This window comes from Streptomyces sp. NPDC012637 (assembly GCF_042954805.1).
Taxonomy (GTDB): domain Bacteria; phylum Actinomycetota; class Actinomycetes; order Streptomycetales; family Streptomycetaceae; genus Streptomyces.
The window spans coordinates 647173-661158 of the sequence record NZ_JBIBDS010000003.1 but is presented as its reverse complement, the minus strand read 5'-3'; the positions used below and the strand labels follow the sequence as shown (position 1 = coordinate 661158).

The 13986-nt window shown below is 72.8% G+C and carries 12 protein-coding genes and 1 pseudogene; 5 read left to right on the top strand and 8 right to left on the bottom strand.

Going from position 1 to position 13986, the window contains the following annotated elements; genetic code table 11:
- The first annotated feature begins 36 nt into the window (after positions 1–36).
- Positions 37–372 (top strand): hypothetical protein, encoded by a 336-nt coding sequence (locus ACFY8W_RS16040; protein ID WP_391105183.1) that lies wholly within the window; start codon positions 37–39, stop codon positions 370–372.
- A gap of 12 nt (positions 373–384) precedes the next feature.
- On the opposite strand, the gene ACFY8W_RS16035 is transcribed toward ACFY8W_RS16040, so the two are convergent.
- A complete protein-coding gene (locus tag ACFY8W_RS16035) occupies positions 385–1113 on the bottom strand; it encodes a methyltransferase domain-containing protein (protein WP_391105181.1) in 729 nt (242 codons plus the stop codon).
- Between the two features lie 107 nt (positions 1114–1220).
- On the opposite strand from ACFY8W_RS16035, the gene ACFY8W_RS16030 reads away from it, so the two are divergent.
- Positions 1221–1535 (top strand): DUF6343 family protein, encoded by a 315-nt coding sequence (locus tag ACFY8W_RS16030; protein ID WP_391105179.1) that lies wholly within the window; start codon positions 1221–1223, stop codon positions 1533–1535.
- An 86-nt stretch (positions 1536–1621) separates the two neighbouring features.
- Here the strand turns inward: ACFY8W_RS16030 and ACFY8W_RS16025 are convergent, their stop codons facing one another.
- The 4 genes from ACFY8W_RS16025 to rpsA all read right to left on the bottom strand — a co-directional run bounded on the left by ACFY8W_RS16025 (position 1622) and on the right by rpsA (position 5538).
- Entirely contained in the window at positions 1622–2041 is a 420-nt protein-coding gene (locus ACFY8W_RS16025; protein WP_391105177.1) for a tetratricopeptide repeat protein, read from the bottom strand.
- Between the two features lie 129 nt (positions 2042–2170).
- On the bottom strand, positions 2171–2776 hold the full coding sequence (gene coaE, locus ACFY8W_RS16020; protein ID WP_391105175.1) for a dephospho-CoA kinase: 606 nt from the start codon (positions 2774–2776) through the stop codon (positions 2171–2173).
- Between the two features lie 31 nt (positions 2777–2807).
- The gene (locus tag ACFY8W_RS16015) at positions 2808–3746 is read right to left on the bottom strand and encodes a PAC2 family protein (RefSeq protein WP_391105173.1); all 939 of its coding nucleotides are present in this window, start codon (positions 3744–3746) and stop codon (positions 2808–2810) included.
- A 298-nt stretch (positions 3747–4044) separates the two neighbouring features.
- Positions 4045–5538: a 30S ribosomal protein S1 gene (gene rpsA, locus ACFY8W_RS16010; protein ID WP_031072721.1), complete on the bottom strand. Its 1494-nt coding sequence runs from the start codon at positions 5536–5538 to the stop codon at positions 4045–4047.
- Positions 5539–5899: 361 nt separating this feature from the next.
- On the opposite strand from rpsA, the gene ACFY8W_RS16005 reads away from it, so the two are divergent.
- The gene (locus tag ACFY8W_RS16005) at positions 5900–6742 is read left to right on the top strand and encodes a methyltransferase domain-containing protein (protein WP_391105171.1); all 843 of its coding nucleotides are present in this window, start codon (positions 5900–5902) and stop codon (positions 6740–6742) included.
- Between the two features lie 451 nt (positions 6743–7193).
- Positions 7194–9851 (top strand): ATP-dependent helicase C-terminal domain-containing protein, encoded by a 2658-nt coding sequence (locus tag ACFY8W_RS16000; protein WP_391105169.1) that lies wholly within the window; start codon positions 7194–7196, stop codon positions 9849–9851.
- Here the strand turns inward: ACFY8W_RS16000 and ACFY8W_RS15995 are convergent.
- The 3 genes from ACFY8W_RS15995 to ACFY8W_RS15985 form a co-directional block, all read right to left on the bottom strand.
- On the bottom strand, positions 9835–10863 hold the full coding sequence (locus tag ACFY8W_RS15995) for a porin PorA family protein (RefSeq protein WP_391105167.1): 1029 nt from the start codon (positions 10861–10863) through the stop codon (positions 9835–9837). The genes ACFY8W_RS16000 and ACFY8W_RS15995 overlap by 17 nt on opposite strands.
- An 11-nt stretch (positions 10864–10874) precedes the next feature.
- Positions 10875–11015 (bottom strand): SPW_0924 family protein, encoded by a 141-nt coding sequence (locus ACFY8W_RS15990; protein ID WP_384419978.1) that lies wholly within the window; start codon positions 11013–11015, stop codon positions 10875–10877.
- Between the two features lie 164 nt (positions 11016–11179).
- A complete protein-coding gene (locus ACFY8W_RS15985; protein WP_391105165.1) occupies positions 11180–12919 on the bottom strand; it encodes a lytic murein transglycosylase in 1740 nt (579 codons plus the stop codon).
- A 194-nt stretch (positions 12920–13113) separates the two neighbouring features.
- Between ACFY8W_RS15985 and ACFY8W_RS15980 the strand changes: the two are divergent.
- A pseudogene (locus tag ACFY8W_RS15980) lies at positions 13114–13953 on the top strand (DUF4184 family protein); the annotation flags it as partial.
- Positions 13954–13986 lie beyond the last annotated feature (33 nt).

Sequence of the window (13986 nt, the reverse complement as noted above, 5' to 3'; positions counted from 1 at the left end):
GCTTCGTCCACCTCTCGACAGACGAGGAATCCCGCCATGTCCCTTCACCGGCGTCTCACCATCGCCACCGGGGCCGCCCTGCTCTCGCTCGCGGTCGCGGGCTGCTCGGGGCTCGGCCGCAGTGCGGTGGGCACGATCTCGTACGAGACCGGGCGGGATGTCGGGGTGATGGTGACCAGCCCCTCCGTGAAGGGGTGCCACCGGCTGGCACCGGCGGGCGCGACGAAGATCGAGAACTCGACCCTGGTCGACATCATCCTCTACCGGACGCGGGACTGCCGGGGCAAGGACCCCATCTACGTCGCGAGCAACAGCGGGAACGAGATCACGCCGGGCACCCTGCCCTGGCGAAGCTACACCGTCGTCCACTGATCCCGGCAGGCTTCAGACGCCGCCCCCGGCGGGCCGGGCCAGGACCCAGATGCCGTCGTCGGTCAGATAGCGGTCGACGACCAGTCCGGCCTGCTCGAGGTGCCCTTCGAAGGCCTCGGTCGAGAGCTTCCTGGACAGGAAGGTCTGGGTCCAGCGCGCATCCGGGAAGACGTACTCGCACCGCACCCGGTCGACGCCGTCGCCGACCGGCTCCGCCGACACGATCCGCACCGTGTAGCCGGCCGGATCGTGCCGCTCCCGCGGCACGTCGTCGTGGTAGTCCGCGCCCTCGCGCTGGATGAGGACCCGGCCGTCGTCCTTCACGTGGCGGCGACAGGTCTCCAGGAGTCCCTGCCGGGTGCGGTGGTCGGCGGTGTGCACGAGGAACGAGCCGAGCACCACCGCGTCGAAGCGGCGGGGCAGCCGCAGGTCCTCGATGGGACTGAGCACGGTCTCGACGCCCGGGGCGCGCTCGCCGACGACGGCCAGCATCTCGGCGGACTCGTCCACGGCCGTCACCGCGAAGCCGCGTTCGGCGAGCGGTGCGGTGACCCGGCCCGCTCCGCTGCCGAGCTCGAGGAGCGAGGCGCCGGCCGGCAGCGCCGCCTCGATCACCTCGGGTTCCGTGCCGACCGACAGCCGCCGGTAGAGATCGACGGCACAGCCGTCCGGGGTGATCGGACCCGGGCCGCTCCCTCCGTGCCCGTCGCGCTTCCGCTGGTCGTTCCGGGGTTCGCTCATGCCCTCTCACGTCCTCTCGGCTCAGTGGTCGACGTGCTTTCGGATCGCGCTCTACGGGTAGATGCTGGAAGTGCCCGGGGGGACACCTCACCCGGGAGATGTGAGTCATGCGTACGGGGAGTGAACCGGCGACCGCGCGCAGTGCGCTGCGGCTGCGGTTCTGGCTGAGTCTGTGGGGCGTGCTGTGGGCCGCCTTCGGGACGGTGGTGTTCTCGCTGGTCGAGCGGCCCGGCTGGGCGGCCGCGTGCGCGGTGCTCTTCGTGGTGGCGGCCGTCGATCTGACGCTGGTCACGCGCCACATCCGGCAGGGCCCGCACTGGCAGCCGGGGCGCGACATCCCGCCGTACGAGCCCGATCACGGCGGCCGCGGCCGCTGGGGCCGTCCGGCCGACGTCGACCGGGAACCGCCGAAGCGGCCCTAGGGTCTGTCCGCCTCTGGCCGGCGTGTCAGGCCCCAGGGTCTGTCTGGCCCCTGGGATCTGTCTGGTTCCTGGGGTGTGTGTGGTCCCTAGGGTCTCTCTGGTGAAGCGGGCCCTGATCCGCCGCCGGGCAGGCCCTGTCCGTCCGCGGGACCGAAGCGGGCCGCCTCCAGGTACTCCGGCTTGGGGTCCAGTGCGGCGGCGAGGCGGAAATGGCGCACGGCCTGGTCGGGGCGGCCGGAGCGTTCGAAGGTACGGGCGAGCGCGAAGTGCGCGAACGCGTTGTCCGGCTCCCTCTCCAGGACCAGGCCGAACTCGAGCTCGGCCGAGCGCAGTTGGGCGGCGGCGAAGAAGGCGCGGGCACGCAGCAGCCGCGCGGCGGTGTTCTCGGGGTGAGCGGCGATCACCGAGTCCAGGAGCTTGACGGCGCCTCGCGGGTCCCGCGCGGCCAGCAGCTGCTCGGCGGCACGGAAGTCGATGACATGGGTGTCCGGGTTGCTCTCGGCCACGGTGGATTCCTTCCCCTCGCTCCGGCGGTTCAACAGCGGGCACGGTGGCCGTATTCCGTCGGGCCCGCGGCGGCGGGCCCTCGCGAGGGTCATCTCTACCCAGTCCGGAGGGTCTTGTGCCCCCGAGGGTCAGGAGGCGTCCGCGGCCCGCTGCCTGAGCTCCTCCCAGACCTTGCGGACCTGCGGCTCCAGTGCCTCCAGGGGGCCGTCGTTGTCGATGACCAGGTCGGCGACGGCCCGCCGCTGGGCGCGGGTGGCCTGGGCGGCCATGCGGGCGCGGGCCTCGGGCTCGGTCATGCCGCGGAGCCGTACGAGCCGGTCGAGCTGGGTCTCGGGCGAGGCGTCCACGACGACGACCAGGTCGTAGAGCGGGGCGAGGCCGTTCTCGGTGAGCAGCGGCACGTCGTGGACGACGACGTCGCCGGGGCCGGCGAGGCCCTCGAGCTCGGCGGAGCGGGCACCGACGAGCGGGTGGACGATCGCGTTGAGGGCGGCGAGCCGCTCGGCGTCGGCGAAGACGATCGCGCCGAGCGCGGGCCGGTCGAGGGTGCCCTCCGGGGTGAGGATGCCCTCCCCGAACTCCGCGACGACGGCCGCGAGCCCGGGGGTGCCGGGCTCCACGACCTCGCGGGCGATCCGGTCGGCGTCGATCAGGACGGCCCCGTACGACACGAACAGCCGGGACACTTCGCTCTTGCCGGCGCCGATACCGCCGGTCAGACCCACCTTCAGCATGAGCGGCAGCTTAGATCCCGCCGCCGGCCGGCTAGGCGTCGCCCTCCCGTTCGGCGAGGAAGCGCTCGAACTCGCGGCCCAGCTCGTCGGCGGAGGGCAGGTCGACCGGCTCGGCGACCAGGCTGCCGCGGGTCTCGGCGCCCGCCATCGCGTCGTACTGGTGCTCCAGGCCCTGGACGAGCGCGATCAGCTCCTCGTCGCCCTCGCCGATCTGGCGGTCGATCTCGGTCTGGGTCCGCCGGGCCTCGGTGCGCAGGGCGTGCGCGACGCCGGGAAGAACCAGCCCCGTGGCGGCGGTGACCGCCTCGAGGGCGGTGAGGGCCGCGTCCGGGTAGGGCGAGCGGGCCACGTAGTGCGGGACGTGTGCGGCGACGCCGAGGGTGTCGTATCCCGCCTCGGTGAGGCGGAACTCGATGAGGGACTCGGCGCTGCCGGGCACCTGGGCCTCGTCGAAGGGGCTGCGGTGGCCGGGCATGAGGTCCGTGCGGCTCCCGTGCGGGGTGAGGCCGACGGGGCGGGTGTGCGGGACGCCCATGGGGATGCCGTGGAAGTTGACCGAGAGCCGGACGCCCAGGCGCTCGACGATCTGGCGCACGGCGGCGGCGAAGCGCTCCCACTCGACGTCCGGCTCGGGGCCGGACAGCACCAGGAAGGGGGCTCCGGTGGCGTCCTGGACGATGCGCACCTCGATCGCCGGCGTCTCGTACGAGGTCCAGCGGTCGCGGCGGAAGGTCAGGAGGGGGCGACGGGCCCGGTAGTCCACCAGCCGGTCGTGGTCGAAGCGGGCCACCACCTGGTGGGGCAGCGTGTCGAGCAGGCGCGTGACGATCTGCTCGCCGGTCTCACCGGCGTCGATGTAGCCGTCGAAGTGGTAGAGCATGACCAGTCCGGCCGACTCCTGCGCCAGGGCCATGTCGACCACGGCCAGACCCTTCTGGTCCCATTCGTACAAATCCTGGGGATCAAGCACGATTTCCGCTCCTCCTCGCGTTCTTCCTGGACAACGCCGGCCGGTGCGGCGCCATTCCCCGGTCTGCGGTGAAAGGCCGCGAAGACCGAGGCGGTGAACGGTGAGGGCCGAGACGGCGAGGGCCGAGCCGGAGGAGGCCGAGACGGTGAGGGCCGAGCCGGAGGAGGCCGAGCCGGAGGACGCCCCACGCGGAAGACACCCAAGCGAAAGACACCCGAGCGGAAAACGACCGAGGCCCGCCTCCCCGGAGGGAGGCGGGCCTCGACGCTAGCTACTGGAGCTCAGCGGAGAGCCGGATTCAGCTCTGGCCGCCGGCCAGCTTCTCGCGCAGGGCGGCGAGGGCCTCGTCCGACGCCAGGGCGCCGGAGTTGTCGTCCGACTCCGAGGAGTAGGAGCCACCGGTCGGCGCGGCGGCCGGAGCGGCGGCGCCACCCTCGGCAGCAGCGGCCTCGTCGGCCTCGCGGGACTTGATGACCTGAGCCTGGTGCTGCTCGAAGCGCTGCTGCGCCTCGGCGTACTGGGTCTCCCACGCCTCGCGCTGGGCCTCGTAGCCCGGCAGCCAGTCGTTGGTCTCGGGGTCGAAGCCCTCGGGGTAGATGTAGTTGCCCTGGTCGTCGTAGGACGCGGCCATGCCGTACAGGGTCGGGTCGAACTCGACCGAGGCCGGGTCGGCACCGAAGGACTCGTTGGCCTGCTTCAGCGAGAGGCTGATGCGACGACGCTCGAGGTCGATGTCGATGACCTTGACGAAGATCTCGTCGTTGACCTGGACGACCTGCTCCGGGATCTCCACGTGGCGCTCGGCCAGCTCGGAGATGTGGACCAGACCCTCGATGCCCTCGTCCACGCGGACGAACGCACCGAACGGAACCAGCTTGGTGACCTTACCCGGAACGACCTGGCCGATCTGGTGGGTACGGGCGAACTGCTGCCACGGGTCCTCCTGGGTCGCCTTCAGCGACAGGGAGACGCGCTCGCGGTCCATGTCCACGTCGAGAACCTCGACGGTGACCTCCTGGCCGACCTCGACAACCTCGGACGGGTGGTCGATGTGCTTCCAGGACAGCTCGGAGACGTGCACGAGGCCGTCGACGCCACCCAGGTCCACGAAGGCACCGAAGTTGACGATCGAGGACACGACGCCGGAGCGGACCTGACCCTTCTGGAGGGTCGTGAGGAAGGTCTGGCGGACCTCGGACTGGGTCTGCTCGAGCCAGGCGCGGCGGGACAGGACCACGTTGTTGCGGTTCTTGTCCAGCTCGATGATCTTCGCCTCGAGCTCCTTGCCCACGTAGGGCTGGAGGTCGCGGACACGACGCATCTCGACCAGGGAGGCCGGGAGGAAGCCGCGGAGGCCGATGTCGAGGATGAGACCACCCTTGACGACCTCGATGACGGTACCGGTGACGATGCCGTCCTCTTCCTTGATCTTCTCGATGGTGCCCCAGGCACGCTCGTACTGGGCGCGCTTCTTCGAGAGGATCAGGCGGCCTTCCTTGTCCTCCTTCTGGAGAACCAGGGCCTCGATCTCGTCGCCGACCTTGACGACCTCGTTCGGGTCGACGTCGTGCTTGATCGAGAGCTCGCGGCTCGGGATGACACCTTCGGTCTTGTAACCGATGTCGAGCAGGACCTCGTCCCGGTCGACCTTCACGATGACGCCGTCGACGATGTCGCCGTCGTTGAAGTACTTGATCGTCTCGTCGATCGCGGCGAGGAAGGCTTCCTCGTTACCGATGTCGTTGACCGCAACCTGCGGGGTGGTGGCGGTGGTCTCGGTGCTGCTCGTCATGTGGGAAAGGGCTCCGGTACGGACATGAAGTCGTAGGTACTGCTACGCCGAGAGCCCGTATCGCAGCTGAAGAAGCCGGACAGCAAAGGAAGCACCTGGCCCGGTGAAGGGCGGCGCCTCGAGAACCGAGGGGACATACAACAGATGCGAGCGCGGCCTGCTCCGTCTGAGGCGCGCAGGCCCGCAGCGCAACCTTTAGCATACGGGGGCGGCCGGACAGGGTCAATGCGCGAAGCGCACACCCGGGGCGGATCGCCGCATACCCGGCACAACTCATGTCGGCCCAGGCCATCCTGGCCACGGGCGAGCCGCGACGCGCACCCGCTCGCGGTTCTGAGCGCAAACTACATCGACGGGCGAGATGAACCAAGAGTACGGACAGGAAGACGGCCCCGGCGGGGCCGCGGACGAGGCGGAGGCGACCCGGCGTGACGCCGGGGACGCGGAGAGCAGCCGGGCGAGCCGGGGCTGGTGGGACCGCAACGCCGACGAGTACCAGAGCGAGCACGGCGCGTTCCTCGGGGACGACCGGTTCGTCTGGGGTCCGGAGGGTCTGGACGAGGCGGAGGCCGGGCTGCTGGGCCCGGCCGGCTCGCTGAAGGGCCTCGCCGTGCTGGAGATCGGCGCGGGCGCGGCGCAGTGCTCCCGCTGGCTGGCCGCCCAGGGCGCCAGGCCGGTGGCTCTGGACCTCTCGCACCGCCAGCTGCAGCACGCGCTGCGGATCGGCGACGAGGTGCCGCTGGTGGAGGCGGACGCGGGGGCGCTGCCGTTCCGTGACGGCAGCTTCGACCTGGCGTGCTCGGCGTACGGCGCGGTGCCGTTCGTGGCGGATCCGGTACGTGTCTTCCGCGAGGTCCGCCGGGTGCTGCGGCCGGGCGGGCGGTGGGTCTTCTCGGTGACGCACCCGATCCGCTGGGCCTTCCCGGACGAGCCGGGGCCGGAGGGGCTCTCGGTCGCGGCCTCCTACTTCGACCGGACGCCGTACGTGGAGCAGGACGAGAAGGGACGCGCGGTCTACGTCGAGCACCACCGCACGATCGGGGACCGGGTGCGGGACGTGGTGGCCGGCGGTTTCCGGCTGGTGGACCTGGTGGAGCCGGAGTGGCCTGCCTGGAACAGCCAGGAGTGGGGCGGCTGGTCCCCGCTGCGCGGCAATCTGATCCCGGGCACGGCGATCTTCGTGTGCGAGCGCGCGGACGACTGAGCCAGGCGGACGGCAGAGCTTGGCGGACGGCAGAGCTTGGCGGACGGCTGATTTGGCGGACGGCGGACGGCGGACGATGGACGGCCGACGGTGGACGGCCGACGGTGGACGGCGGACGGCGGAGCCGGGCGGGGTGAACAGCCGAGTCCGGTGGCTGGCGAAGCCCGGCGGACGGCGGACAGCCGAGCCTGGCGGACAGCCGCGCCCGGCGGACGGTGAACGACCGAGCCCGGCAGCCGGCAGAAGGCCGAGCCAGGCGGACGGCCGATCCCGGCGGACGGCCGATGGCGAGCCCGGTGGCCGGCAGGGGTCGGGGCCGGGCCCCGCACGTCCGGATTCCGTCGGCCGCTCCGGCCGCGGCCGGTCAGCCGCACACCATTAGTCATATGAATCGGTGTTGCCTGTGGACAACCGGACGCACCCGGTCGGCCCGTCGTACGAGACTTGCGACGTGATCCGAAACGACGCACTCGACCTGCTTCCCGTCCGCCATGCCGTCCCCGAGCTGCTGACCGCGCTCGAGGAGCGCGGCACGGCCGTGCTGCACGCCCCGCCCGGGACCGGCAAGACCACGCTGGTCCCGCTGGCGCTCGCGGGGCTTATAGGGGACGGACCGGAGCGGCGGGTGCTGGTGGCCGAGCCGCGCCGGATGGCGGTGCGGGCGGCGGCGCGACGGATGGCCTGGCTGCTGGGCGAGGAGGTCGGCGGGGCCGTCGGCTTCTCCGTGCGCGGGGAGCGGCGGGCCGGTCCGGCGACCAGGGTCGAGGTGGTGACCACGGGAGTGCTGCTCCAGCGGCTCCAGCGCGACCCTGAGCTGTCCGGGGCGGACGTGGTGCTGCTCGACGAGTGCCACGAGCGGCATCTGGACGCGGACACGGCGCTGGCGTTCCTGGTGGACGTGCGGGCGACGCTGCGGCCCGAGCTGAAGCTGATCGCCGCGTCGGCGACGAGCGACGCGGAGGCCTGGGCGAATCTGCTGACGGTCCTGGACGGCAGCGGCGGCCCGGCTCCGGTCGTGCGGGCCGAGGGCAGGATCCACGGCTCGGCGATCCACTTCGCGCCACCGCCGTCCGGCGTGCGGCCGGCGCACGGCACCTGGGTGGATCCCGCGCTGCTGCGCCATGTCGCGGCCACCGTCCGGGAGGCCCTGGAGCGGCACGAGGGCGATCTGCTCTGCTTCCTGCCGGGCACCGGGGAGATCGCCCGGACGGCGGGGCTGCTCGCGGACCTGGACGTCGAGGTGCTGCAGCTGCACGGGCGGGCGCCGGCGGCTGTGCAGGACGCGGTGCTGCGGGGAGCCGGGCCGGGCGGGCGGCGCCGGGTGGTCCTGGCGACCTCGGTGGCGGAGTCGAGCCTGACGGTGCCCGGAGTGCGGATCGTGGTGGACTCCGGGCTCTCCCGGGAGCCGCGTATGGACCACGCGCGGGGCCTCGGCTCGCTGGCCACGGTGCCGGTGTCGGTCGCGGTCGCGACCCAGCGGACGGGCCGGGCCGGGCGCGAGGGTTTCGGGACCGTGTACCGCTGCTGGTCCCTCGTGGAGGACGCGCGGCTCGCCCGGTTCCCCGCGCCCGAGATCAAGGTCGCCGACCTGGCCGACTTCGCCCTGCGGGCCGCGTGCTGGGGCGATCCGTCGGCCGCCGGGCTCGCGCTGCTCGACGCGCCGCCGGCCGGGGCGATGGCGGCGGCCCGGCAGGTCCTCACGGCGATCGCGGCCGTGGACGAGGACGGCCGGGCCACGGACCGGGGCGTGCGGATGTCCCGGCTCGGTCTGCATCCCCGGCTCGGCCGGGCCCTCCTCGACGGGGCGCCCGAGGTCGGGGCGCGGCGCGCCGCGGAGGTGGTGGCGCTGCTGAGCGAGGAGCCGCCCCGGGAGTACGGGGACGATCTGGCGGCTGCCTGGCGCGAGGCGCGCCGGGGCGGCGACGGGTACGCGGCGCGCTGGAAGGCGGAGGTGCGTCGCCTTGAGCGCTCGGCCGGCGAGGAGGCCGGTGCCGGCGCGGGTGGCGGGCGGCGCTCGGCCGGCGAGGAGGCCGGTGCCGGCGCGGGTGGCGGGCGGCGCTCGGCCGGCGAGGGGGCCGGTGCCGGCGCGGGTGGCGGGCGGTCCGGGTCTTCCGACGGGGGCGGCGGGGAGGACGCGGTGGCGGGGCTGGTGACGGCCCTGGCGTTCCCGGAGCGGGTGGCGCGGGCGCGGGAGCAGGGCGGCCTGCTGATGGTCTCGGGCACGGGGGCGCGGCTGGCGGAGGGTTCGGGACTGCGGTCGAGTCCGTGGCTGGCCGTGGCGGTGGCGGACCGTACGGCACAGAGCGCCACGGCGCGGGTGCGGCTGGCCGCCGTGGTGGACGAGGAGGTGGCGCGACGCGCGGCGGGGCATCTGCTGAGCGTGGGCGAGGAGGTCCACTGGGAGGACGGGGACGTGGTGGCCCGGTCGGTGGAGCGGCTCGGGGCGGTGGAGCTGACGGTCCGGCCGCTGCGGGACGACGCGGATCCGGCGCTGGTGCGGGAGGCGCTGCTCGACGGGCTGCGCCGCGAGGGCACCGGGCTGCTGCGCTGGAGTCGGGACGCGGAGGAGTTGCGCCACCGACTGGCCTTTCTGTACCGGGAGTTGGGCGAGCCGTGGCCGGACGTGTCGGAGGAGGCGCTGCTCGGCCGGGCCGCCGACTGGCTGGAGCCCGAGCTGTCGCGGGCGCGCCGGCGGGTCGATCTGGGGCGGATCGACGCCGGTGAGGGGATACGGCGGCTGCTGCCGTGGGCGACCGGCGAGGCGGTTCGCCTGGACGAGCTGGCGCCGGAGCGGATCGAGGTGCCGAGCGGTTCGCGGATACGGGTGGAGTACGGCGGGGAGCGGCCGGTGCTCGCGGTGAAGCTCCAGGAGATGTTCGGGCTCGCGGAGACGCCGCGGGTGGCCGGGGTCCCGGTCCTGGTGCATCTGCTCTCCCCCGCCGGGCGGCCGGCGGCCGTGACGTCCGATCTGGCCTCGTTCTGGCGGGAGGGCTACCGGGCGGTGCGGGCGGAGCTGCGGGGTCGCTATCCGAAGCATCCGTGGCCGGAGGACCCTTCGGCGGCGGAGCCGACCCGGCACACCAGCGCCAGGCTCAGACGGGAGCGGTGACGGGTGCCGGTCCCGGGCCGGCGTCCGGTCCCGGGCCGGCGTCCGGTGCGGGACCGGTGTCCGTACCGGGTGCGGGGCGGCGGGAGCGGGCTTCGAGCCAGAAGGAGAGGGCGAGCAGGAGGACGGCGAGGACGGTGAAGGTCCACGGGAGATAGGAGACGAGCATCAGGACCATCAGCCGGTTGCTCTCGACCAGGTCGACGACGTAGGCGATGTAGTCCTCGCGCATCTTCACGTGGCCCTCGAAGACGGTGACGGTGTCCTGGCCCATCAGGGCGCGGGCGTTGCGGAGCTCCTCCTTGTGGATCTCCTCGCCGTTGACGGGGGCGCCGGTGACGGGGTCGATCCAGAACATGCGCTTGGTGCTGTACCAGCGGGTGAGGCCGGTCTTGGCGAGGACGTCGGGTGCGATGTCGATGGGCATCGTCTTGGGCATGGGGACCTTGGTCCAGGGAATGGTCTGCTCGAAGTAGTAGACCTCCAGGCCGCGGAAGGTGCGGGTGCCCTTGTAGTGGATGGGGGCGGAGGTGCGGGTCTGGGCGTCGAAGTACTGGTAGTCCCGCTTCTCGGTGAGGAAGGGCCACTTGAACTCGATGCCCTCGCGGCGGACCGGGTCGCCGTCGACCGTCTCGCCGGTGGCGTGGACCGGGTCCTGGGTGTGGGCGTCGAAGATGTAGCGCTCGGGGATCTTGGAGACCATCTTGCCGTCGGGGCCGAGGACGTAGGAGAGGGAGTCCCAGACGACGACGTCGCGGCCGGCGTCGCGCTCGATCTTCTTCGACTCCTCCACGTTGCCCTTGAGGGTCTGGACGATGGTGATCTTGTCGACCTTCTCCGCCTTGAGGGTGGAGTAGTCGAGCAGGGTCGCGGGCTTCGCCTCCAAGACCGTCTCCTGGTACTGGTTCGGCGGGATCTTGGCCAGGCGGGGGAAGGCGTACCAGCGCATCGTGGGGGCCATGGCGACGAAGAAGACGGCGAAGGCGAGCAGGACGAGGCTGGCTCTGCGGCGCATCGGGCGGCCCCTCACTTCTTGGGGCCGGGATCGGCGGTGAGCAGGGGCTGCGGCGAGGTGGGCCCGTCCGGCGGCAGATCGACGAAGGAGACGAGGAGGATGAACAGGAGGACGGGAACGAGTCCGATGGCGGCGGCGGCAAGAGCGCGCAAGGTCGGCCTCCCGGTGCTCGATCTGATACATCGTCAGGGCGGGGGCACCGTAGCAACGTCGCCGCGAGATGAGAACACGTTGCACTCGGAACACGTGCGCCGCCCTCGCGTCCGATGGGGGACACGAGGGCGGCGTGTGGTGACGAGCGGGAGACCTCGGAAGGTCAGGAGGTCGGCGTGGCCTCCGGGGTACCGGTGGACGAGGAGGGCGACGGCGTCGGCGTCGGCTCGGGCGCCGGGGCGGTCACGTTGATCGTGATCGTCACCGTGCCGCCGCCGGGCGCGGTCAGCCGGAGCAGGAAGGTGCCGGTCTTGTCGCCCGCGAAGATGTCCGGCAGCTCGTAGGTGCCGTCGGCGCGGGTCGTCAGGCCGGTCAGGGTGCGCACGGCGCTGCCGTCGGCGGCCTTGAAGTAGGGGCCGTCGGTGGCGGGCTGCGGGTCGGTCGCGGACGTGACGAACTCGGCGGTGAGGGCGACGCCCGCGGCGACGGCCCCGCCGGCGGTGGCCTTGACCGTCACCGGGCCGGTGACGGCGGCACCGGTGGTGGCGGTGAGCTCCTTGGCGTCGACGTGGGTGAGGGTGTCGGCGGAGCGCTCGGTCACGGTCGCGGAGAACTCGGCCGCGTTCAGGGCGCGGCCCACGACGGTGGCGCTGACCGTGAAGCCGCCGGTCAGCTCGCCGGCCTTCAGGGTCGGCGCGACGGCCTTGCCGTTCGACCCGGTGACGGCGGTGACCTCGCGCGCACCGACGGCGAACCGGGTGTCCGTCTCGCCGGTGATCCGGAAGCGCACCTGGACACCGGCGACCGGCCTGCCGGCCAGGTCGACGGCGAGCACCGTCGGCCGGGTGGCGAAGGTGCCGCCGGCGTTGGCGCGGAGGGCGGTGGCGCCGTCCTTGTTCAGGCGCACCACCTTGGCCGCCGGGTCGGTGGTGGGCGGCGTGGTCGGCTTGGTGGGCGTCGGCTCGACCGGCTTGGACGGGGTCGGCTTCGGCGTGGTCGGCGTCGGCCTCGGCGACGCGGGGGCCGTCGGCGTCGGCCGGGCGCCGTGCCTGCTGCCCGGGTTGTCACTGCGGTTGCCCGGGAGCACTCCGGTGCCGTCGGGCACCTGGTGGGTGCCGCGCTTGTAGTACTCGAACCAGGACAGGACCGTGTTCAGGTACTCCCGCGAGCGGTTGTAGCTGAGGACCGCCTGGTCCAGGTCGGCCTTGACGGCGAGGTTGCGGCCGTTGGCGCAGAGGTAGAGACCGGCGGCCTGGGCCGCGTCGTAGATGTTGTTCGGGTCCTTCTTCCCGTCGCCGTTGGCGTCCTGGCCCCAGGTGGCCCAGGTGGACGGGATGAACTGCATCGGGCCGACGGCCCGGTCGTGCGTGCTGTCGCCGTCGTAGGCACCGTTGTCGGTGTCGGAGATGTTGGCGAAGCCGACGCCGTTGAGGACGGGGCCGAGGATCGGCGAGTTGGTGGTGCCGTTGGCGTCGACGGCTCCGCCGCGCGCCTGCCCGGACTCGACCTTGCCGATGCCGGCGAGCAGTTGCCAGGGCAGGTTGCAGCCGGGGTCGGTGGAGCGTATCGACTGCTCGGCGCGCTGGTAGGCGGCGAGGACGGACGCGGGTATGCCGGCCGCCGCGGGGCCGGTGACGATCGGCAGCGTGCCGGTCGGAGCGCCCGGCTTGTTGGGCGTGTTCAGCGGAGGCAGCTCGGTGTAGTAGGGCGAGTCGCCGGAGGCCGAGCCGTCCGGGGACGTCGCGGTGTCGCCGGCCCCGATCGGGAGGTCACCGCTCGCGCCGTCGGCGGGCGGCTGAGTCGTGCCCGGCCCCTGCGAGGCGGCCAACGCCGCGACCGCCGCGGCCACCACCGCACCGCTGGTGGCTCCCCTGCGCAGCCGGCGGCCCAAGTGCGCTGCCATACGTGTGGTCCCTCCCCGAGTCCCGCGTCCGCGCTCCCCGCGCGAGTCCGACCCGCCGACCCTATGCCAACTCCGAGGCACGGAACACCGCGCCCTGACCGTGTTTCACGGTTTCGTCACCACTTGGCCGTCCGGGCTTTCCGCTCGGGACGGTCAGGAATACTTGGCTGGCACATCGGACGAGGGGGAGCTCGGTGCCTTTCACGCTCAGTCATGCCGCCGCGGTGCTTCCGGGACTCCGGCGGGACGCCACGGCACGGGGGCCGTTGGTGGCATCGGCCCTGGTGGCAGGCTCGTTCTCGCCCGACATGACCTACTTCGCCGCCTCTGTCGTGCCCGGGGCCATGCTGTTCGGGAAGGTGACGCACTCGTTCCTCGGAGTCGTCACGGTCGACGTGCTCATCACCGCCGTGGTGGTGGCGTTGTGGCTGATGGTGCGTGAGCCCCTGGTGGCGCTGCTCCCGCCGCGGTGGCGCGGGCGGGTGTACGGCTTCGTTCGCGGCCGGTCGTGGCGGGAGCGCCGCCCGGTGGCCCTCGCCGGCTGGTTCGCCGTGTCGGCGGCGATCGGTGCGACCACACACGTCGTCTGGGACGCCTTCACCCATCTCGACCGCTGGGGCACCCGGCTGATCCCGGTCCTCGGCGAGGTGGTGGGCGGATTCCCCGTCTATCTGTACGCGCAGTACGGGGGTTCGGCGCTGGCCCTGGTCCTGCTGGGCTGGTTCACGCTGCGGGCGCTGCGCGCCGTGCCCGCCGACGGGCCGCCGCACGCGCGGGTCCCGGTCCTCGACCGGCGCGGGCTGCTGCTCGCGGCGGGCGTGATCGGGGCGTGCGTCCTGGCCGGGGTGGTCCAGCGGGTGCTGCGCTTCTACGCGTACTGGGGCGGGATCGGCACGCCCGTGGACATCATCCCGACGATCTGCTTCGGAGCGGGCTCGGGCCTCATCCTCGGCGTGCTGCTCTACGGCGCGGGGATGCGCCTGTGGGCGGCGCGGGCGGCCTCGCGTCCGGCTCCTCGCGCGGAGGAGGGCCTCTGTGCGGAGGAAGACCGCCGTACGGAGGACGGC

Excerpts from the sequence above, each read along its gene's own strand:
- ACFY8W_RS16040 (WP_391105183.1), top strand. The coding sequence starts at position 37 with ATGTCCCTTCACCGGCGTCTCACCATCGCCACCGGGGCCGCCCTGCTC.
- ACFY8W_RS16035 (WP_391105181.1), bottom strand. The coding sequence starts at position 1,113 with ATGAGCGAACCCCGGAACGACCAGCGGAAGCGCGACGGGCACGGAGGG.
- ACFY8W_RS16030 (WP_391105179.1), top strand. The coding sequence starts at position 1,221 with ATGCGTACGGGGAGTGAACCGGCGACCGCGCGCAGTGCGCTGCGGCTG.
- coaE (WP_391105175.1), bottom strand. The coding sequence starts at position 2,776 with ATGCTGAAGGTGGGTCTGACCGGCGGTATCGGCGCCGGCAAGAGCGAA.
- rpsA (WP_031072721.1), bottom strand. The coding sequence starts at position 5,538 with ATGACGAGCAGCACCGAGACCACCGCCACCACCCCGCAGGTTGCGGTC.
- ACFY8W_RS16005 (WP_391105171.1), top strand. The coding sequence starts at position 5,900 with ATGAACCAAGAGTACGGACAGGAAGACGGCCCCGGCGGGGCCGCGGAC.
- ACFY8W_RS15995 (WP_391105167.1), bottom strand. The coding sequence starts at position 10,863 with ATGCGCCGCAGAGCCAGCCTCGTCCTGCTCGCCTTCGCCGTCTTCTTC.
- ACFY8W_RS15985 (WP_391105165.1), bottom strand. The coding sequence starts at position 12,919 with ATGGCAGCGCACTTGGGCCGCCGGCTGCGCAGGGGAGCCACCAGCGGT.